At 36.1% G+C, this 19383-nt stretch carries 17 protein-coding genes and 1 other annotated feature (1 of these 18 cut by a window edge); all 17 genes read left to right on the plus strand.

The window, feature by feature from the left end:
• Positions 1-50 (plus strand) — a binding site (T-box leader) (it extends 172 nt beyond the left edge of the window).
• A 195-nt stretch (positions 51-245) separates the two neighbouring features.
• The 17 genes from ileS to COE53_RS01260 all read left to right on the plus strand — a co-directional run bounded on the left by ileS (position 246) and on the right by COE53_RS01260 (position 19167).
• Complete coding sequence (gene ileS, locus COE53_RS01180; RefSeq protein ID WP_098947318.1) at positions 246-3002, plus strand: isoleucine--tRNA ligase; 2757 nt, start codon at positions 246-248, stop codon at positions 3000-3002.
• Between the two features lie 136 nt (positions 3003-3138).
• Positions 3139-3504 (plus strand): hypothetical protein, encoded by a 366-nt coding sequence (locus tag COE53_RS01185; RefSeq protein ID WP_098947320.1) that lies wholly within the window; start codon positions 3139-3141, stop codon positions 3502-3504.
• 114 nt (positions 3505-3618) lie between these two features.
• Positions 3619-4308 carry a CAP domain-containing protein gene (locus COE53_RS01190; RefSeq protein WP_098947322.1) on the plus strand — a complete coding sequence of 230 codons (690 nt, stop codon included), beginning with the start codon at positions 3619-3621 and terminating at the stop codon, positions 4306-4308.
• Positions 4309-4522: 214 nt separating this feature from the next.
• The gene (locus tag COE53_RS01195; RefSeq protein WP_069035613.1) at positions 4523-4846 is read left to right on the plus strand and encodes a TraR/DksA family transcriptional regulator; all 324 of its coding nucleotides are present in this window, start codon (positions 4523-4525) and stop codon (positions 4844-4846) included.
• 71 nt (positions 4847-4917) lie between these two features.
• The gene (gene lspA, locus COE53_RS01200) at positions 4918-5376 is read left to right on the plus strand and encodes a signal peptidase II (protein ID WP_069035614.1); all 459 of its coding nucleotides are present in this window, start codon (positions 4918-4920) and stop codon (positions 5374-5376) included.
• On the plus strand, positions 5373-6281 hold the full coding sequence (locus COE53_RS01205; protein ID WP_098947324.1) for an RluA family pseudouridine synthase: 909 nt from the start codon (positions 5373-5375) through the stop codon (positions 6279-6281). Before lspA ends, COE53_RS01205 begins: the two co-directional genes overlap by 4 nt.
• Before the next feature lie 186 nt (positions 6282-6467).
• Positions 6468-7010: a bifunctional pyr operon transcriptional regulator/uracil phosphoribosyltransferase PyrR gene (gene pyrR / locus COE53_RS01210; protein WP_069035616.1), complete on the plus strand. Its 543-nt coding sequence runs from the start codon at positions 6468-6470 to the stop codon at positions 7008-7010.
• Between the two features lie 138 nt (positions 7011-7148).
• Positions 7149-8450 carry a solute carrier family 23 protein gene (locus COE53_RS01215; protein WP_069035647.1) on the plus strand — a complete coding sequence of 434 codons (1302 nt, stop codon included), beginning with the start codon at positions 7149-7151 and terminating at the stop codon, positions 8448-8450.
• 79 nt (positions 8451-8529) lie between these two features.
• Positions 8530-9441 (plus strand): aspartate carbamoyltransferase catalytic subunit, encoded by a 912-nt coding sequence (locus COE53_RS01220; RefSeq protein WP_098947326.1) that lies wholly within the window; start codon positions 8530-8532, stop codon positions 9439-9441.
• Complete coding sequence (locus tag COE53_RS01225; protein ID WP_069035618.1) at positions 9425-10711, plus strand: dihydroorotase; 1287 nt, start codon at positions 9425-9427, stop codon at positions 10709-10711. The genes COE53_RS01220 and COE53_RS01225 overlap by 17 nt, the downstream gene beginning before the upstream one ends.
• Positions 10708-11808 (plus strand): carbamoyl phosphate synthase small subunit, encoded by a 1101-nt coding sequence (locus tag COE53_RS01230; protein ID WP_069035619.1) that lies wholly within the window; start codon positions 10708-10710, stop codon positions 11806-11808. The genes COE53_RS01225 and COE53_RS01230 overlap by 4 nt, the downstream gene beginning before the upstream one ends.
• Entirely contained in the window at positions 11793-15005 is a 3213-nt protein-coding gene (gene carB / locus COE53_RS01235) for a carbamoyl-phosphate synthase large subunit (RefSeq protein WP_069035620.1), read from the plus strand. The genes COE53_RS01230 and carB overlap by 16 nt, the downstream gene beginning before the upstream one ends.
• Positions 15002-15772: a dihydroorotate dehydrogenase electron transfer subunit gene (locus COE53_RS01240; RefSeq protein ID WP_091022117.1), complete on the plus strand. Its 771-nt coding sequence runs from the start codon at positions 15002-15004 to the stop codon at positions 15770-15772. The genes carB and COE53_RS01240 overlap by 4 nt, the downstream gene beginning before the upstream one ends.
• The gene (locus tag COE53_RS01245) at positions 15769-16710 is read left to right on the plus strand and encodes a dihydroorotate dehydrogenase (protein WP_069035622.1); all 942 of its coding nucleotides are present in this window, start codon (positions 15769-15771) and stop codon (positions 16708-16710) included. Before COE53_RS01240 ends, COE53_RS01245 begins: the two co-directional genes overlap by 4 nt.
• Positions 16682-17395: an orotidine-5'-phosphate decarboxylase gene (gene pyrF, locus COE53_RS01250; protein WP_091022119.1), complete on the plus strand. Its 714-nt coding sequence runs from the start codon at positions 16682-16684 to the stop codon at positions 17393-17395. The genes COE53_RS01245 and pyrF overlap by 29 nt, the downstream gene beginning before the upstream one ends.
• The gene (gene pyrE, locus COE53_RS01255) at positions 17392-18030 is read left to right on the plus strand and encodes an orotate phosphoribosyltransferase (RefSeq protein WP_091022121.1); all 639 of its coding nucleotides are present in this window, start codon (positions 17392-17394) and stop codon (positions 18028-18030) included. Before pyrF ends, pyrE begins: the two co-directional genes overlap by 4 nt.
• A gap of 594 nt (positions 18031-18624) precedes the next feature.
• On the plus strand, positions 18625-19167 hold the full coding sequence (locus tag COE53_RS01260; RefSeq protein ID WP_069035625.1) for a DUF1572 family protein: 543 nt from the start codon (positions 18625-18627) through the stop codon (positions 19165-19167).
• Positions 19168-19383: the final 216 nt, after the last annotated feature.

The following is a 19383-nucleotide window of genomic DNA, read 5'->3' on the forward strand; positions in this document are numbered from 1 at the left end:
AATTTATTGTCAATTAGGGTGGTACCACGGGAACCTTTCTCGTCCCTTTTTTGGGATGAGGAAGGTTTTTTGCGTCTTACACGATTTATTATACATAATAGACAACTCCACTAATAAAAGGCTTGTAAGATGGATACAATGCGTTAATGTGGAATTTAAAAAATGTAAGGTAAGCTGCCTAGAGTAGTTGGACTTGCCTAAAAGGCTAACTTTAGATCAATCAAGTTTAAAATGGAGGAAAGCAAATGGAGTACAAAGATACGTTACTTATGCCAAAAACTGAATTTCCTATGAGAGGAAATTTACCTCAACGTGAGCCACAAATTCAAGAAGAGTGGAACAAAAAAGATATTTATGCAACTGTTCAAAAACATAACGAAGGAAAACCGTCATTTATATTACATGATGGACCACCTTATGCAAATGGTGACCTTCATATGGGACATGCACTTAATAAAGTTTTAAAGGATTTCATTGTTCGTTTTTATAATATGAATGGATACCGTTCTCCTTACGTTCCAGGTTGGGATACTCACGGTTTACCGATTGAACAAGCATTAGCAAATAAAAAAGTAAATCGTAAAGAAATGTCAGTAGCAGAATTCCGTAAACTATGTGAAGAATATGCTTACGAGCAAGTAGAGCGTCAAAAAGAACAATTTAAACGTTTAGGAATTTTAGGTGATTGGGACCGACCATATATCACACTTGAAAAAGAATATGAAGCTGAACAAATTAAAGTATTCGGTAAAATGGCTACTAAGGGATTAATCTATAAAGGTCTTAAACCAGTCTATTGGTCTCCATCAAGTGAATCTGCGCTTGCTGAAGCGGAAATCGAGTACCAAGACAAGCGTTCAGCATCAATCTATGTTGCATTTGCAGTTGAAAATGGGAAAGACGTTCTAAACGGTGGAGAGAAATTCATTATTTGGACGACAACTCCATGGACGATCCCGGCTAACTTAGCTGTATGCTTACATCCTGACTTAAGTTATGATGTTGTATCTGTAAATGGTGACAAGTTCGTAGTTGCTAGTGAGCTAAGAGAATCTGTCGCAAATGAACTAGGTTGGGAAGATGCAGTAGTTGATAAGACTTTTAATGGTTCTGAACTTGAAGGAATCATTTGTAAGCATCCATTGTATGATCGCCAGTCAGTTGTTATTTTAGGTGATCATGTAACGACTGACGCTGGAACAGGTTGTGTTCATACTGCACCAGGTCATGGTGAAGATGACTTCCGTGTAGGTCAACAATATGGATTAGAAGTGCTTTGTCCAGTAGATGAAAAAGGTGTTCTAACAAAAGAAGCTCCTGGTTTTGAAGGTTTATTTTATGATGAAGCTAATAAAGAAATTACAAAAGCATTAGAAGAAAAAGGTGCTTTATTAAAATTACAATTTATTACACACTCTTATCCTCATGACTGGAGAACGAAAAAACCAATTATCTTCCGTGCAACTGCACAATGGTTTGCATCAATTGAAGCAATTCGTGAGCAATTAATGCAAGCTGTTCAAGATACTAAGTGGTTCCCAGCTTGGGGGGAAACTCGACTATTTAACATGGTTCGTGATCGTGGAGATTGGTGTATCTCACGTCAACGAGTTTGGGGAGTTCCAATTCCAGTATTTTATGCTGAAGACGGAGAAGCAATTATTACAGAAGAAACGATTGAACATGTTTCGAACTTATTTAAAGAGCATGGTTCAAATATTTGGTTTGAAAAAGAAGCAAAAGAATTATTACCTGAAGGATTTACACATCCTGGTTCACCAAATGGTAACTTCACTAAAGAGAAAGATATCATGGATGTTTGGTTTGATAGTGGTTCATCACACCAAGCAGTATTAAACACTCGTGAGGAATTATCTTTCCCTGCTGATATTTACTTAGAAGGTTCTGACCAATACCGTGGTTGGTTTAACTCTTCATTAAGTACAAGCGTTGCTGTAACTGGTCAAGCTCCTTATAAAGCTGTAGTAAGCCATGGCTTCGTTTTAGATGGTGAAGGTCGCAAGATGAGTAAATCAATCGGAAACATCGTTCTACCATCAAAAATTATGAATCAATATGGTTCGGATATTTTACGTCTATGGGTAGCTTCTGTAGATTATCAATCAGATGTTCGTATCTCTGACGCATTAATGAAACAAGTTGCTGAAGTATACCGTAAAATCCGTAATACGTTCCGTTTCTTACTAGGAAACCTAGACGGATTTAACACAGAACAAGATGCTTTAAAATATGAAGAGCTACGCGAATTAGATCAATACATGCTAGTTAAATTAAACAATGTGGTTAAAACAGTTCGTGAATCGTACGAGAAATATGAATTTGCAAATGTTTACCACACAATTCAAAACTTCTGTACAACTGAATTAAGTTCTTTCTATTTTGATTTATCAAAAGATGTTTTATATATCGAGCCAAAAACGAATAAAGATCGTTTAGCAATTCAAACAGTATTACATGAGTCATTACAAGCTCTAACTCGTTTAGTAGCTCCAATTTTACCTCATACAGCTGAAGAAGTATGGTCACATATGGCAGGAACTACTGTTGATAGTATTTTCTTAACTGAAATGCCAGATGTTAAAGATTTCGGCGATACTCAAAGCTTAGAGGCTAAGTGGGAAAAATTCATGAATTTACGTGATGACGTATTAAAAGCACTTGAAGTTGCACGTAATGAAAAAGTAATCGGTAAATCTCTAACTGCAGCAGTGAAAATCTATCCTAATGCAGAAGTAGCAGAACTACTAAATTCGATTAATGAAGACTTCAAACAATTATTAATTGTTTCTCAAGTAGAAATTGCTAGTAGCGATGAGCAAGCTCCTGAAACAGCGCAAAAATTTGATACATTAAGTATCGAAGTAACACCTGCAACAGGGGAAACTTGTGAACGATGCTGGGTTGTTACAGAAGAAGTTGGTAAAGATGAAGCACATCCAACACTTTGCTTACGTTGTGCAAGTGTTGTAAAAGATATTTAATGAATGTGAAGTACTAAATTAGAGGGCCGAAAGATTAAACTTTCGGCTCTTTTTAATACAAAATTGTAAATATGGTTGTATTGGTGTATGGTATGTATAAGCGGTACTAAAATAAAAAATAAGAGGGATTTTTACCATGAATTATGTGAATAATCCAAATTGGGCTAAGTTAACTGATTTAATGAAGAAGCGAGTGGAATTAAGAGAAAAGGGATACAGTTACCAAGAAATAGCTGACTTAGAGCAGAAAAGTCGCTCAAGTATACAACAAAGTATCAAGCGTTCATATTACCTTTTAGGAATAAAAGAACCAGATATTAAAGGAATCCTAAAAAAAGAAATTGAACAGTCTGTTAATATAGAAGGAATTAGGAATGAAATGCTTGAGGAAATGAGAAAACAAGGAATTAGGGAATTTGTAAAAGAGTTTATTAAAAGAGATGATGTAAGAGAGATTCTAAAAGAAGAATATAGAAAAGAATTAGAAGATGAAAAAGGATGAACGTAGTAAAATCTTCCTTTTTTTATTTTCCGGTTGTATGTATGTATGTGTTGATGTAAGATTGTTCTTGTAAGCGATAACATCAACTAAAAACAAACATTGGGGGAATACAATTTGAATAAAAACATCAAAAAAGTAACTCAAACAGTTTTAGGAATTGCGATCGCAACGCCAATGGTTTTAGGATTAGGATCATATGCAGGAGCAACTTCAGGTGCAGTAACCGCTACTAAAGTAGCTGTAAAAGACAAAGCCAGCTATCGTGCTAAAACTGTTGGATATCTAGCTAAAAATCAACAAATTAACTACTCGGGTTACAATAGTACATTTGTAAAAGTTAACTATAAAGGTAAAACAAGATTTATTCTAAAAAAATACGTAAAATATGTACCATCAACAAGTCCAGCAACACCAGCAACACCAGCAACACCAGCAACAACACCGTCTAATCCGACTACACCAGCAAGCTCAAATGATTCGATTCAACAACAAATTTTAGACTTAGTAAATATCGAGCGTGGTAAAGGCGGATTAAAGCCATTAACACTATCTAGCTATCTGGACGGAACGGCTCAAGCATGGTCACAAACAATGAGTAATGCGAACAACATGTATCATTCAACATTAAGCTTCAATGGTGGATACAAGGGTGAAAACATCGCTCATGGTCAAACAACTGCAAATGAAGTAATGACTGATTGGATGAATTCACCAGGTCATAGAGCAAACATCATGAGCCCAAACTTTAAACAACTTGGAGTAGGTAAAGTCGGAACTTATTGGACGCAACAATTTACAGACTAATAATACTCAATCATTAATAGAAATTTTTTGAAAGATATAAGGAAACCCGCAAAGGACATGGAGCCTGCGGGTTTTCTTTTTCAGTTTAAATAAAGATCACAATTATGAATGGAAATATCTTTAGCCATTTCCTTTAAAGGAAAAAGTTTCACCTATTATCGACTTCGGTTTGAGGGAAAAGTATTTTTACATAAAAAAATTGGGAGTGAAGAAGATGAGGAGCAATGAAATTTTCTATATCAAACAAGAGCTCGAACTTATTAAAAATGAATTGCTACATCGTTTATTTTCTGAACCAATAAGTTCTACTGATATTGAGCAACATCATTCAATTTATGAAGAGACAAATAAACACCATATCCTTGTTGAAGACATGCAAAATGATTTATATGATATTGAGATTGCCTTGCAAAAAATTGATCATGGATTATTTGGTTATTGTGAGGTAACTGGGCAAGCTATTCCAATCGAAAAATTAAAAGTGCTTCCAACAGGTCGAACGTTAGAGGATTTTAGTTTTGTAAGAAATCATTACTAATACTATTCATTGTATAAACGTTTCCCCTATGCTAAAATTTGATGAGATATCTAATAAGGTAGGGGATAAATTTGGCATATATTATTGCGGTAATTGTCATTTTAATTGATCAGCTGACAAAACTTGCGGTATTAAAGAAGATGTATTTAGGAGAAAATATTGAGATTATTAAAAATATTTTTTACATAACATCACATCGCAATCAAGGGGCGGCTTGGGGAATGCTCCAAGGGAAAATGGGTTTCTTTTATTTAATTACTTTAGTCTTTGTGGTAGCAGTGATTTACTTTATCCAAAAGCACGCAAAAGGAGATCGATTCCTTGGTCTATCTTTAGGATTAGTATTAGGTGGTGCGATAGGTAATTTTATTGATCGATTCTTCCGTAAAGAAGTAGTTGATTTTATTCATGTTTATATTTTCAATTATGATTTCCCTGTTTTTAATATTGCAGATTCTGCACTTTGTGTGGGCGTTATTTTATTATTTATTATTACTTTATTGGAAGATAAAAGAGGAGTTAAGAAATGACAGTTTTTGCTTTTACAGTTCAAGAGGATCAACATTTAGAAAGAATCGATACGTTTATTGCAACTCAAAATGATGAGTGGTCAAGATCTCAAGTACAAACATGGTTAAAAGAAGATTTTGTATTAGTGAACGGTGAAAAAATTAAACGTAATTATAAAGTAAAACAGGGCGATGAAATATCAGTTTCAGTACCTGATCCAAAGCCATTAGAAGTAATAGCTGAAAATATTCCACTAGATGTTTATTATGAGGATGCGGATGTTATTGTCGTAAATAAACCTCGTGGAATGGTAGTTCATCCTGCATTAGGTCATGAAACGGGTACTTTAGTGAACGCATTAATGTATCATTGTAAAGATTTATCTGGCATTAATGGTGTATTAAGACCTGGAATAGTACATCGAATTGATAAGGATACATCAGGTTTATTAATGGTTGCAAAAAATGATGTAGCTCATGAGAAGCTTGCAGACCAATTACGTCAAAAAACCTCTGTACGTAAGTATATTGCGATTGTACATGGGGTAATTCCGCATGAAGAAGGCACAATCGATGCGCCAATTGGACGAGATAAAAGTGATCGTCAAAGTATGACGGTTACTGAAGATAATAGTAAAGAAGCTGTGACTCATTTTAGAGTATTAGAGCGATTTGAAGAGTTTACTTTAGTTGAATGTCAGCTTGAAACAGGTCGAACACACCAAATTCGTGTTCATATGAAATACATAGGATACCCGTTAGCTGGTGATCCTAAATATGGACCACGTAAAACTTTAGATATAGATGGTCAAGCGCTACATGCAGCTGTTTTAGGTTTTAACCATCCAAGAACAAATGAGTACTTAGAGTTTTCATCACCTATACCAGAAGTACTAGAAAATATTATTGAACAATTACGCAGATAACTGTTGACAATGATTGTAACATAGGTCATAATGAGGACAGTTGAATGAACCTTTAACACAACCCCGTGAGGTTGAGAAGGAAGCGGAAAAATGAAAAGGGATAATTGTATCCTTTTGCGCTACCCTCTTGTCCATCGGGCAAGAGGGTTTTTTGCTTCTACACTATAAAAGTAGGAGGTAAGGTAAATGACTGAAAAAGCAATCATCTTAGACGAACTAGCGATCAGACGTGGTTTAACAAGAATTGCACATGAAATGCTAGAAAATAACAAAGGTATTGAAAATGTTGTTTTGGTTGGTATTAAAACCAGAGGTGTTTATCTGGCAAAACGTATTGCAGAAAGAATTAAACAGATTGAAGGTAAAGAGGTAATCATGGGCGATTTAGATATTACTCTTTATCGAGATGATTTATCGACAAAGACAGAAAACAAAGAACCATTAGTAAAGGGTTCAAATGTTCCTGTAGACCTAACAAACAAAAAAGTAATTTTAGTTGATGATGTGCTTTACACAGGTAGAACAGTTCGTGCCGCAATGGACGCTGTGATGGACCTAGGTAGACCGGCACAAATACAATTAGCAGTTTTAGTAGATCGAGGACATCGTGAGCTTCCAGTAAGAGCAGACTATGTTGGTAAAAATATTCCAACTTCGAGTAATGAAAAAGTAGTCGTAGCATTAAAGGAAACAGATGACCACGATAAAGTAAGTATATTTGAAAAATAGAAGTCCCTTTTAAATTTGGTCCAGAGAGGCTAACAAAGGGTCTAGTTAGTTGCTGCCTTATTTGAAGCAACGCACTTGGACTCTTTGTGTACAACCACAAAGAGTTTTTTTATTGGGAAAATTGGAGGAAACAACATGATAAAACAAAAACCTGTCCTAGAGATAAATGAAAAACCGAATATAGGTCAATGGATTTTCCTAAGTTTACAACACTTATTCGCAATGTTTGGATCGACGGTATTAGCTCCAATCTTAATCGGAATAAATCCTTCAATCGCACTAATATCCAGTGGGATTGGAACAATCGTGTTCGTACTAATTACAAGAGGTAAAGTACCATCTTACCTTGGATCATCATTCGCCTTCATCGCTCCGATGATCTACGCGAAAACAAATTTAGAACCTGGTGCAGCGTTCGTAGGAGTTTTCATCACAGGGATCATCTATGCAGTAATCGCACTAATCATTAACAAAGTAGGCGTGAAATGGTTATTCAGAGTATTACCGCCAATCGTAGTTGGGCCGGTAATTATCGTAATCGGATTAAGCTTATCAACAGTAGCGGTTGGAATGGCAATGAATGGAGCAGACGGCAAATACAGTTCAACATCAATCGCAATCGCATTAATAACACTAGCTATCACAATCATAACAGCATTATTCACAAGAGGTTTCTTATCAGTTATACCAATCCTAGTAGGAATTATCGGTGGATACATTACTTCAATCTTCTTTGGGGTTGTAGACTTCACAAAAATAGAAGAAGCAAAATTGATTGCAGTACCTGATTTCTCAGTACCATTTGTTAACTACACACCACATGTCACTTTCCAGCTACTAATCATCTTTGTACCAGTAGCAATCGTGACAATCTCAGAACATATAGGACACCAAGTAGTACTAGGAAGTGTCGTAAATAAAGATTTAATTAAAGATCCTGGATTGGATAAGTCATTATTCGGAGATGCAGTTTCAACAATGATCGCAGGCTTAATAGGTGGTCCTACAACAACGACATACGGTGAAAACATTGGAGTTCTAGCAATCACACGAGCATACAGCGTATACGTATTCATAGGTGCTGCAGTGTTGGCCATAACATTTGGATTCGTCGGAAAAATCTCAGCGATCATCAGCTCAATCCCGACACCTGTAATGGGTGGTATCTCAATCCTACTATTCGGAATCATCGCATCAAGCGGATTACGAGTACTAGTAGAAAACAAGATTGATTTTGCTAAACAACGTAACTTAGTTATCGCTTCAGTCATCCTAGTACTAGGAATTGGTGGAGCAGCAATACACATTGGTAATCAATTCGCATTAGAAGGAATGGCTTTATCAGCTTTAATCGGAGTTGTGCTAAATTTAGTCCTTCCAGAACAAATTGGTGGCGACGATCGCAATATCGAAAAAAAGGATGAGAGCCTCGCTTCATAATTAATAAATGAATAGGGAATTCTTACAGTGATAAGACTTCAAAAATAAAAGAGATGAAATTCATTTAGGGGGATGACGGATGAATCATTTATTAACCATGTCTGATTTAACAATTGAAGAAATTCAAGATTTGCTAAACGAAGCACAAAGCTTTGCAAATGGAGAAATAAGTAGCCTAAAACGTCAGACATTTGTTGCAAATTTGTTTTTTGAGAATAGTACGAGAACTCGCTTCAGCTTTGAGGTAGCTCAAAAGAAACTTGGACTTGAAGTTATTAACCTAGCTGTTGAAAGCTCAAGCATTCAAAAAGGTGAAACTTTATATGATACAGTTAAAACCCTTCAAGCAATTGGTGTTGAAGCAGTCGTAATTCGTCATACACAAGACGAGTATTTTCAAGAAATAAAAGATGCAGGAATGCCAATCCTGAATGCCGGCGATGGATGTGGAAATCACCCAACACAATGCCTACTTGACTTACTTACAATCAAACAAGAATTTGGAAGCTTTGAAGGATTAAAAGTAGCAATTGTTGGAGATTTAAGACACTCAAGAGTTGCTCGCTCTAATGCTGAAGCACTAACTAGATTAGGTGCAGAAGTATTCTTCGCAAGTCCTGATGAATGGAAAGACGATAAAAATACTTATGGAACTTATAAAAAATTAGATGAATTAGTCGAAGAAGTTGATGTCATGATGCTACTTAGAGTACAACATGAAAGACATGACGCTGAGACAAATCACATAATGGAAAATTACTTACAAAAGCATGGCCTAACGGTTGAAAGAGCAGCAAAAATGAAACCTACAAGCATTATCATGCATCCTGCACCATTTAATCGAGATGTTGAAATTGCAAGTGAATTAGTTGAATGCAAGCAATCAAGAATCTTCAAGCAAATGGAAAACGGAGTATTTGTACGAATGGCTGTGTTAAAAAGAGCCTTACCAACAGTATGGGGAGAGATGAAAAATGAAGTACTTGTTTAAAAACGGTGTCATCTTACAAGAAAATGGTGAACTTCTAAATCGAGACGTATTAGTAGTTAATGGAAAGATCTCAGTAATCGCTGAAACAATCGTTGATGAAGATGCTAAGCAAATTGAATTAGACGGCAAGTTGCTTTCACCAGGTTTAATAGATGTTCATGTGCATCTTCGCGAGCCGGGTGGTGAACATAAAGAGACAATCGAAACAGGTACGAAGGCAGCGGCAAGAGGAGGATTTACAACAATTGCTGCAATGCCAAATACTCGACCAGTACCAGATACAATCGAGCACATAAGCGCATTAAACAAAAAAATAGAAGAAACAGCAGTCGTAAACGTATTACCATATGCATCAATTACAATCCGACAAGCTGGTGAAGAGCAAACAGACTTTGAAGGCTTAAAAGAAAATGGAGCTTTTGCATTCACAGATGATGGTGTAGGAGTTCAATCTGCTGAAATGATGTACAAAGCAATGCAAAAAGCGGCTGAACTAAATGTATCAATCGTTGCACATTGTGAAGAAAACACACTGATTCAAAAAGGTTGTGTCCACGAAGGTAAGTTTTCAAAAGAAAATGGTTTAAATGGGATTCCTTCTATTTGTGAGAGTGTTCAAATTGCTCGAGATGTACTATTAGCTGAGGCTACAGGTTGTCACTATCATGTTTGCCATATCAGTACAAAAGAATCAGTTAGAGTGGTACGTGATGCAAAACGTGCTGGAATTAATGTAACGGCTGAGGTTTCTCCACACCATTTAATTCTTTGTGAAGATGATATCCCTGGCTTAGATACAAATTTCAAAATGAATCCTCCATTAAGAAGTGCAGTCGATCGAGAAGCATTAATCGAAGGATTACTTGATGGAACAATCGACATGATTGCAACAGATCATGCACCTCATACAGAAGAGGAAAAAGCTCAGGGAATGCAATTAGCACCGTTTGGAATTGTAGGGTTAGAAACTGCTTTCCCATTATTAAACACTCATTTTGTGGAAACAGGTAAAATGACTTTACAACAAGTAATAAACTTTTTAACAACTAAACCTGCTGAAGTTTTTAACTTAAATAGAGGGAAAATTGAAGTTGGAGCGGTAGCAGACCTAACTGTAATCGACTTAGATTTAGAAGAGGAAATCGATTCAACAACATTCCTTTCAAAAGGTAAAAACACACCATTTAATGGTTGGAACTGTAAAGGTTGGCCAGTAATGACAATGGTAAATGGCAAATTAGTATACGAAAGAGAGGAACTAACAGTATGATGCGTCAATTAATATTAGAAGACGGAACAGTTTTTGTAGGAGAAGGATTTGGAAGCGAAGTTGAAACAACAGGAGAAATCGTATTTACAACAGGTATGACAGGATATCAAGAGGTATTAACTGACCCATCTTACTGTGGACAAATCGTAACATTCACATTCCCTTTAGTAGGGAACTACGGTATCAACTTAGAGGATTTTGAAAGTATCGTACCAGCAGTACATGGCTTAATTGTAAAAGAATATGCTGAGCATCCATCAAATTTCCGAAACAAAATGAGCTTGGATCAATATTGCAAAGATAAAGGAATTCCAGGTTTAGCAGGAATCGATACACGTATGTTAACGAAAAAACTTCGTGAAGTTGGAACGATGAAAGGTAAATTCTGCAGCATGGAAGCAAATGTTGATGATGTAGTTGCAGAACTAACAAATACACCACTATTCACAAACCATGTTGAACGAGTTTCAACACAAAAACCTTATAGAAGTCCAGGTAGAGGACACCGAGTAGTATTAGTAGATTTCGGTATGAAGCACGGTATTTTAAGAGAATTAACAAACCGTAAATGTGACGTTACAGTTGTGCCTTATAACGTCTCAGCAAAAGAAATATTCTTACTAGCTCCAGATGGAATTATGTTAAGTAATGGACCTGGAGATCCAAAAGATGTTCAAGTAGCAATCGAAATGATTAAAGAAGTAGTAGGTAAAGTACCATTATTCGGAATTTGCTTAGGTCACCAATTATTTGCTCTAGCAAATGGAGGAAATACTTCAAAGCTTAAATTCGGTCACCGTGGTGCGAACCATCCGGTTAAGCATTTAGAAACAGGAAAAGTAGCAATCACTTCACAAAACCATGGTTATGCTGTAGAAACAGAATCAATTGAAGGAACTGACTTAGAAGTAACACATGTTGCACTAAATGATGGAACTGTAGAAGGACTTAAACATAAAACATATCCAGCATTCACAGTACAATACCACCCAGAGGCTTCACCTGGACCAGAAGATGCAAACTACTTATTTGACGAATTTATTAGCATGATGGAAGCACAGAAACGAGAGGGGAACTTACAATGCCAAAACGCGTAGACATAAAAACAATCTTAGTAATCGGATCAGGACCAATCGTAATCGGTCAAGCAGCAGAATTTGACTATGCTGGAACACAGGCTTGTCAGGCATTGAAAGAAGAAGGATACAAAGTAATTCTTGTAAACTCAAACCCTGCAACAATTATGACAGATGTACAAACAGCAGATAAAGTATACATCGAACCACTAACAGTAGATTTCGTTAGTCGAATCATTCGTAAAGAACGCCCAGATGCACTTCTACCAACATTAGGAGGTCAAACAGGACTTAACTTAGCGGTAGAATTAGATAAATCTGGCGTATTAAAAGAGTGTGGAGTAAAAATTTTAGGAACAACTCTAGAAGCGATTAACCGCGCAGAAGATCGCGACCTATTCAGAACATTAATGAACGACTTAAGCGAGCCAGTACCAGAAAGTACAATCATTCATACTTTAGAAGAAGCTTACGACTTCGTAGAAGAAATTGGCTACCCAGTTATCGTAAGACCTGCATTCACTCTTGGAGGAACAGGCGGAGGAATTTGTAATGATGAAGAAGAATTAAAAGAAATCGTAGCAAGCGGATTAAAAAATAGCCCAGTAACACAATGTCTATTAGAGAAAAGTATTGCTGGTTTTAAAGAAATCGAGTATGAAGTAATGCGTGATGCAAATGACCATGCGATTGTAGTTTGTAACATGGAAAACATCGACCCAGTTGGTGTTCACACAGGAGATTCAATCGTTATCGCTCCTTCTCAAACATTAAGTGACCGCGAATACCAAATGTTACGAAATGTATCATTAAAAATCATTCGTGCTTTAGGAATTGAAGGTGGATGTAACGTACAGCTTGCACTAGATCCAGATAGCTTCCAATACTATGTAATCGAAGTAAATCCACGTGTATCACGTTCAAGTGCGCTTGCTTCAAAAGCAACAGGTTATCCGATTGCAAAATTAGCAGCAAAAATCGCAGTAGGCTTAACATTAGATGAAATGATTAACCCAGTTACAAAGAAAACATATGCTTGCTTCGAGCCAGCATTAGACTATATCGTATCAAAAATTCCACGCTGGCCATTTGATAAGTTTGAAACAGCAAACCGTCAGTTAGGAACTCAAATGAAAGCAACTGGAGAAGTAATGGCAATCGGTAGAACTCTTGAAGAGTCACTATTAAAAGCAGTACGCTCTCTAGAATTAGGAATAAATCACATCGAGCTTAATGCAGTAAAAGAACTGACTAAAGACGAAATGATTACTCGCATGGCAAAAGCTGACGATGAAAGACTTTACATTGTTGCTGAAGCAATGAGAACAGGTATGACGTTAGAAGAAATTCACAACATTACAAAAATTGATTTCTTCTTCCTACACAAAATTGAAAACATCATAAAAATGGAAAAACAAATTAAAGATAACCATTTTGAACTAGATGTACTTTTAAAAGCTAAGAAAATGGGCTTCAGTGATGATTACATCGCATCACAATGGAATGCTACAAATAAAGAAATATACGAATTTAGAAAACAAAACCAAATCATTCCAGTATATAAAATGGTTGATACATGTTCGGCTGAGTTTGAATCTACAACACCATACTTCTACGGAACATACGAAATCGAAAATGAATCAATTGTAACGGATAAGAAGAGTGTAGTAGTTCTTGGCTCTGGTCCAATACGAATCGGTCAAGGGATTGAGTTTGACTATGCAACAGTACACTGTGTAAGAGCGATTAAAGAGGCTGGATACGAAGCAATCATTATAAACAACAACCCAGAAACAGTTTCAACTGATTTCAGTATCTCAGACAAACTATATTTTGAACCATTAACAATTGAAGACGTAATGCACATTATCGATTTAGAAAAACCGATGGGAGTAGTTGTTCAATTCGGTGGTCAAACAGCAATTAACCTAGCAGGTAAATTAGTAGAACGTGGTGTAAAAATCCTAGGAACTTCACTTGAGGATTTAGATCGTGCTGAAGACAGAGATAAGTTTGAAGAAGCACTTCAACAATTAGGAGTACCACAACCCTTAGGAAAAACAGCAATGACACCTGAAGAAGCAGCAGATATCGCTGATGAAATTGGTTATCCAGTATTAGTAAGACCATCATATGTACTAGGTGGACGCGCGATGGAGATTGTCTACCACCGTGAAGAAATTCTTCACTACATGCAAAATGCAGTTAAAATCAATCCAGAACATCCAGTATTAGTAGACCGTTACTTAACTGGTAAAGAAATTGAAGTAGATGCAATCTCTGACGGAATCGATGTATACATTCCAGGTATTATGGAGCATATCGAACGAGCTGGAGTTCACTCAGGAGATTCAATCGCAGTATACCCTACACAAAATGTATCAGAAGCTGCGAAGGAAAAATTAATCGACTATACAATTAAACTTGCAAAAGGCTTAAATATCAAAGGGTTACTTAACATCCAGTTTGTTGTAACAGATAAAGATGAAGTATTCGTACTAGAAGTAAACCCAAGATCAAGCCGTACAGTACCATTCTTAAGTAAAATTACAAATGTACCAATGGCGAATATCGCAACAAAAGTTATCTTAGGTCAAACATTAGCTTCATTCGGATATGCAACAGGCTACCACCCAGAAGGAAATGAAGTATATGTAAAAGCACCAGTGTTCTCATTCGCTAAGCTACGCTCAGTAGATATAACATTAGGCCCTGAAATGAAATCAACTGGAGAAGTAATGGGTAAAGATGTAAGTCTTCAAAAAGCATTATACAAAGCACTAATCGCAGCTGGAATGCAAATCCCAACTCACGGTTCAGTGATCATTACAGTAGCTGATAAAGATAAAGAAGAAGTAGTAAATATCGCAAAACGCTTCCATGAAATTGGATTTACAGTATTCGGTACAGAAGGAACTAAAAATCATTTAGAAAACCACGGTGTACCAGTAAAAGCGGTAAACAAAATTAACGAGCATGAAGATAATATGCTAGATATGATCAAGCGTGGAGATGCACAGTTTGTTATCAATACGTTAACAAAAGGTAAAAAACCAGCTCGTGATGGATTCAGAATTCGTCGTGAATCAGTTGAAAACGGAGTAGTTTGCTTAACTTCACTAGATACAGCAACTGCAATATTATCAGTAATTGAAAGCTTAACATTCTCAACTTCTGCACTACCAAACAAAGAAATGAAGGCTGGCGTATTAGTATGATAAAAAAAGAACTCATGACAATTGTCTCAAACAGAGAAATTGCCCATCAAATTGTCGAAATGACATTAAAAGGTGAACTTGTTCAGGAGATGCACTCTCCTGGGCAGTTTGTCCATATAAAAGTGACTGGTGGACTAACGCCACTATTAAGAAGACCAATCAGTATATGTTCGATCGACAAAGAGAAAAGTGAGTTCACGATGATATTCCGCGCTGAAGGTGAAGGAACGAAGCTTTTAAAAGAAGCAAGCGTTGGACAACAAGTTGATGTGTTAGGTCCTCTAGGTCAAGGTTATGATGTTGAAACTCTTTCAGAAGGAGATACAGCACTACTAGTTGGTGGTGGAATTGGCGTACCTCCGATGTATGAACTTTCGAAGCAATTTAAAGCTCGTGGTGTAAATGTAATTCATGTGTTAGGTTTTGCATCAAGTAATGTAGCTTTTTATGAAAAAGAATTTTCTGAACTAGGACCAACCTATATGGCAACGGTAGATGGAACTCTAGGAACGAAAGGATTCGTAACAGATGTAATTTGTGAAAAAGAGCTTCAATTTGATCAATACTTTGCATGTGGTCCAACGGTAATGTTAAAAGCTTTACAACAGCAATATAAAGGTATGAAGGATGGCTATATTTCACTTGAAGAACGAATGGGCTGTGGAATCGGAGCTTGTTTCGCATGTGTATGCCATACTGAAGACGGGTCATATCGTAAAATTTGTAGCGATGGACCAGTATTCCAAGCTGAGGAGGTAGTACTATGATTTCATTACAGACAAAACTTCCTGGCTTAGATTTAAAAAATCCTATTATGCCAGCTTCTGGTTGCTTCGGATTTGGTAGAGAGTTTGCAAATCTTTACGATTTAAGTATTCTTGGGGCTATTATGATAAAAGCAACAACAGTTGAAACACGATACGGAAATGAAACACCTCGTGTAGCTGAAACTCAAGCGGGGATGTTAAATGCGATTGGACTTCAAAATCCTGGTTTAGAAAAAGTAATTGATGGTGAATTAAAATGGTTATCAAATTATGATGTACCAATCATTGCAAATATTGCTGGATCAACTATTGAAGACTATGTAACAGTCGCAAAAGAAATTTCAAAAGTAAGCAATGTAAAAGCACTAGAATTAAACATTTCATGTCCAAACGTAAAATGTGGTGGGATTGCATTTGGAACGGATGCTGCAACAGCGGCTGAAGTAACTAAGAAAGTTAAAGAAGTAAGTGAAGTTCCCCTATACGTAAAATTATCACCGAATGTAACGAATATTGTTGAAATCGCAAAAGCAATTGAAAATGCAGGTGCAGATGGTTTAACAATGATCAATACATTACTAGGGATGAGACTAGATTTAAGAACTGGTAAACCAATTCTAGCTAATAAAACTGGTGGATTATCAGGTCCTGCAATAAAACCAGTAGCAATTCGTATGATTCATGATGTGAGCCAAGTAGTAAACATCCCAATCATCGGAATGGGCGGGGTTATGAATGCAGAAGATGCACTAGAGTTTTTCCTAGCAGGAGCAAGTGCAATCGGTGTAGGTACGGCAAACTTCGTTGATCCATTTGTTTGTCCAACAATCATAGATGAACTACCAGAAGTGCTACAAAAATATGGATATCAGTCCATTGAAGAATGTATTGGAAGGAGCTGGAAACAACATGTCATCACAAGTGGTCATCGCGCTTGATTTTTCATCAAAAGATGAAGTAATGAATTTTGTAAAAAAATTTCAAAAGTCTCTATATGTAAAGGTAGGGATGGAGCTATTTTACAAAGAGGGTCCAGCAATCATAAAGGAATTAAAAGAATTAGGACATCAAATCTTCCTAGATTTGAAACTTCATGATATTCCAAATACAGTAAAACATGCAATGAAAAATATCGCATCTCTAGAAGTAGACATGGTTAATGTTCATGCAGCTGGTGGAACGAAAATGATGAAGGCAGCATTAGAAGGTCTAGAAGAAGGCACTCCAGCTGGTAAAAAACGACCATTACTAATTGCAGTAACTCAACTGACAAGCACATCAGAAGAACAAGTGATTCATGAACAAGGAATTTCTTCTTTACAGGATTCGATTAAGCTATATGCTTCTATAACAGAAGAAAGCGGTCTTGACGGTGTAGTATGCTCTCCACTTGATGTAGAGTTAGTTCAAGCAGCAGTGGAAGGTGAGAACTTCCTTACTGTAACACCTGGTATTCGCTTAGCAGATAATAGTGTAGATGATCAAGTACGTGTAACAACTCCAGCGAAAGCTAGACAATTTGGAAGTAGCTATATTGTAGTAGGACGCAGTATTACAAAAAGTGAAAATCCAGTAGAAGCATATGAAGAAGTAATTGCACAATGGGAGGGCGTAACAATATGAAAAAGAATATCGCAGCAAACTTATTAAGCATTGGGGCTGTAAGCCTTCAACCTGAAACTCCATTTACTTGGGCATCAGGAATCAAATCTCCAATCTATTGTGATAATCGCCTAACTCTTGGCTATCCTGAAATTCGTAAAAACATTGCAAAAGGCTTAGTAGAACTAATCCAAACTAAATTTGGTAACGTAGATGTAATCGCTGGAACTGCAACTGCTGGAATTCCACACGCAGCATGGACAAGTGATTTAATGGAATTACCAATGGTTTATGTACGTAGCTCTGCAAAAGGCCACGGCAAAGGAAACCAAATCGAAGGCCCAATTAAAACTGGACAAAAAGTAGTAGTAGTAGAAGATTTAATCTCAACTGGTGGCAGCGTAATTACATGCGTTGAAGCTTTACGCGAAGCAGGCTGCGAAGTACTAGGAGTAGTCTCAATCTTCACATACAATCTACCAGCAGCAGTAGAAAAATTTGATGCAAACGACGTAACATACTATTCTCTAACTGACTATGACACACTAGTTGAAGTAGCAAAAGAACAAGGTTCAATCGAAGAAGAACATGTAGCAAAGCTAACTGCATGGAGAAAAAATCCACAAGATGCTAGTTGGATGACTGTTGAAGTTTAATACTTAGAATAGGAAAGATGACTTTTTGGAGTCATCTTTTTTTTGGGGGTGAAGATGAATCTTGTGCTGCGGAAAACTTGGACCTGTAAAAAAATCAACCGAAAGTGCAAATAAAAAAGAGCCATCGCAAATAAAAACTGGGAATAGCAAATAAAGAAGAGTCATCGCAAATAAAAACTGGGAATCGCAAATAAAAAAGAGCCATCGCAAATAAAAACTGGGAATCGCAAATAAAAAAGAGCCATCGCAATTAAAAATAGAGAACAGCAATTAAAAAACGAAAATGGCAATTAAAAATAAGTAATCACAATTAAAAATAGTAAAATCGCAAATAAACCATAAAAGTCACACTCAACCTGACTACTCCACAATAAAAAATTCATATAAAACAATCATCCAAACGTAAAATCACCTAAAATGATTAGGATTCACATGGAAAATCATACAAAATGAAAAACTTTCACTCAATAGTCTAACTAAAATAGTCTACTTTCACAACATAGTCCCAAAACAAATTATTTGATAAATAATTAATAAGTTTTTAAACTATTCATACAATTGATTGAAAGAATCTTTAAAATTGGAGGGTCAAGTATGTCAATCGCAAAACAATTTCTATCGAATTGTTTAAAGGAATTCAAAGGGATAAAAAAGCTAGGTGATCGTTCGATGGATCAGCTAAATTATAAGGAGTTACACTTCCAACCATCTAGTGAATCAAATAGTATTTCCATCATTGTAAAGCATTTAAGTGGTAATATGATTTCTAGATGGACAGATTTTCTCACGACAGATGGTGAAAAACCATGGCGAGATCGTGACGTTGAATTTGAGGGGATTTACCAATCAAAAGATGAGTTATTAGCTGATTGGAATAAAGGATGGAATGTTGTTTTTAACACGCTTGAGAGTTTACATGAAGAAGATGTGTTAAAAACGATTAAAATTCGTGGTGAAGATCATACTGTTTTACAAGCAATACATAGACAAATTAGTCATTACGGAAATCATATTGGTCAAATTGTTTATATAGCTAAATTAATAAAAAATGATGAATTTAAGAGTTTGAGTATTCCTAAAGGAAAATCGCAAGAATTCTTAGAGTACAAATTAAATGAAACAAATAAAAAATCTTAAAATCTACGACTTAGGTTGTAGATTTTTTTTTATCCCTAAAGACTAATAGTGTACAAATGTTCAATCAATTTAATGAAGTAATAGATTAATTGAAAGATTAAAATGTATTTGAGGCCAGATAAAAGGAATAACAAAGAACGTATTACTTTAATCCTGATAAAAATTTTAATAGTGAAAATAGTTCGAAAATATTGTAAAATGTTACAGGTTAGGGGG

Origin of the sequence: Bacillus sp. AFS029533, from assembly GCF_002585125.1 — a bacterium.
In the GTDB taxonomy this organism is placed as follows: domain Bacteria; phylum Bacillota; class Bacilli; order Bacillales; family Bacillaceae_G; genus Gottfriedia; species Gottfriedia luciferensis_B.

Coding starts and splice junctions, on each gene's coding strand:
- COE53_RS01245 (WP_069035622.1), top strand. CDS start 15,769: ATGATTTCATTACAGACAAAACTTCCTGGCTTAGATTTAAAAAATCCT.
- COE53_RS01205 (WP_098947324.1), top strand. CDS start 5,373: ATGACAGTTTTTGCTTTTACAGTTCAAGAGGATCAACATTTAGAAAGA.
- COE53_RS01220 (WP_098947326.1), top strand. CDS start 8,530: ATGAATCATTTATTAACCATGTCTGATTTAACAATTGAAGAAATTCAA.
- COE53_RS01225 (WP_069035618.1), top strand. CDS start 9,425: ATGAAGTACTTGTTTAAAAACGGTGTCATCTTACAAGAAAATGGTGAA.
- ileS (WP_098947318.1), top strand. CDS start 246: ATGGAGTACAAAGATACGTTACTTATGCCAAAAACTGAATTTCCTATG.
- pyrF (WP_091022119.1), top strand. CDS start 16,682: ATGTCATCACAAGTGGTCATCGCGCTTGATTTTTCATCAAAAGATGAA.
- carB (WP_069035620.1), top strand. CDS start 11,793: ATGCCAAAACGCGTAGACATAAAAACAATCTTAGTAATCGGATCAGGA.
- COE53_RS01230 (WP_069035619.1), top strand. CDS start 10,708: ATGATGCGTCAATTAATATTAGAAGACGGAACAGTTTTTGTAGGAGAA.
- pyrE (WP_091022121.1), top strand. CDS start 17,392: ATGAAAAAGAATATCGCAGCAAACTTATTAAGCATTGGGGCTGTAAGC.
- pyrR (WP_069035616.1), top strand. CDS start 6,468: ATGACTGAAAAAGCAATCATCTTAGACGAACTAGCGATCAGACGTGGT.
- COE53_RS01185 (WP_098947320.1), top strand. CDS start 3,139: ATGAATTATGTGAATAATCCAAATTGGGCTAAGTTAACTGATTTAATG.
- COE53_RS01195 (WP_069035613.1), top strand. CDS start 4,523: ATGAGGAGCAATGAAATTTTCTATATCAAACAAGAGCTCGAACTTATT.
- COE53_RS01260 (WP_069035625.1), top strand. CDS start 18,625: ATGTCAATCGCAAAACAATTTCTATCGAATTGTTTAAAGGAATTCAAA.
- COE53_RS01240 (WP_091022117.1), top strand. CDS start 15,002: ATGATAAAAAAAGAACTCATGACAATTGTCTCAAACAGAGAAATTGCC.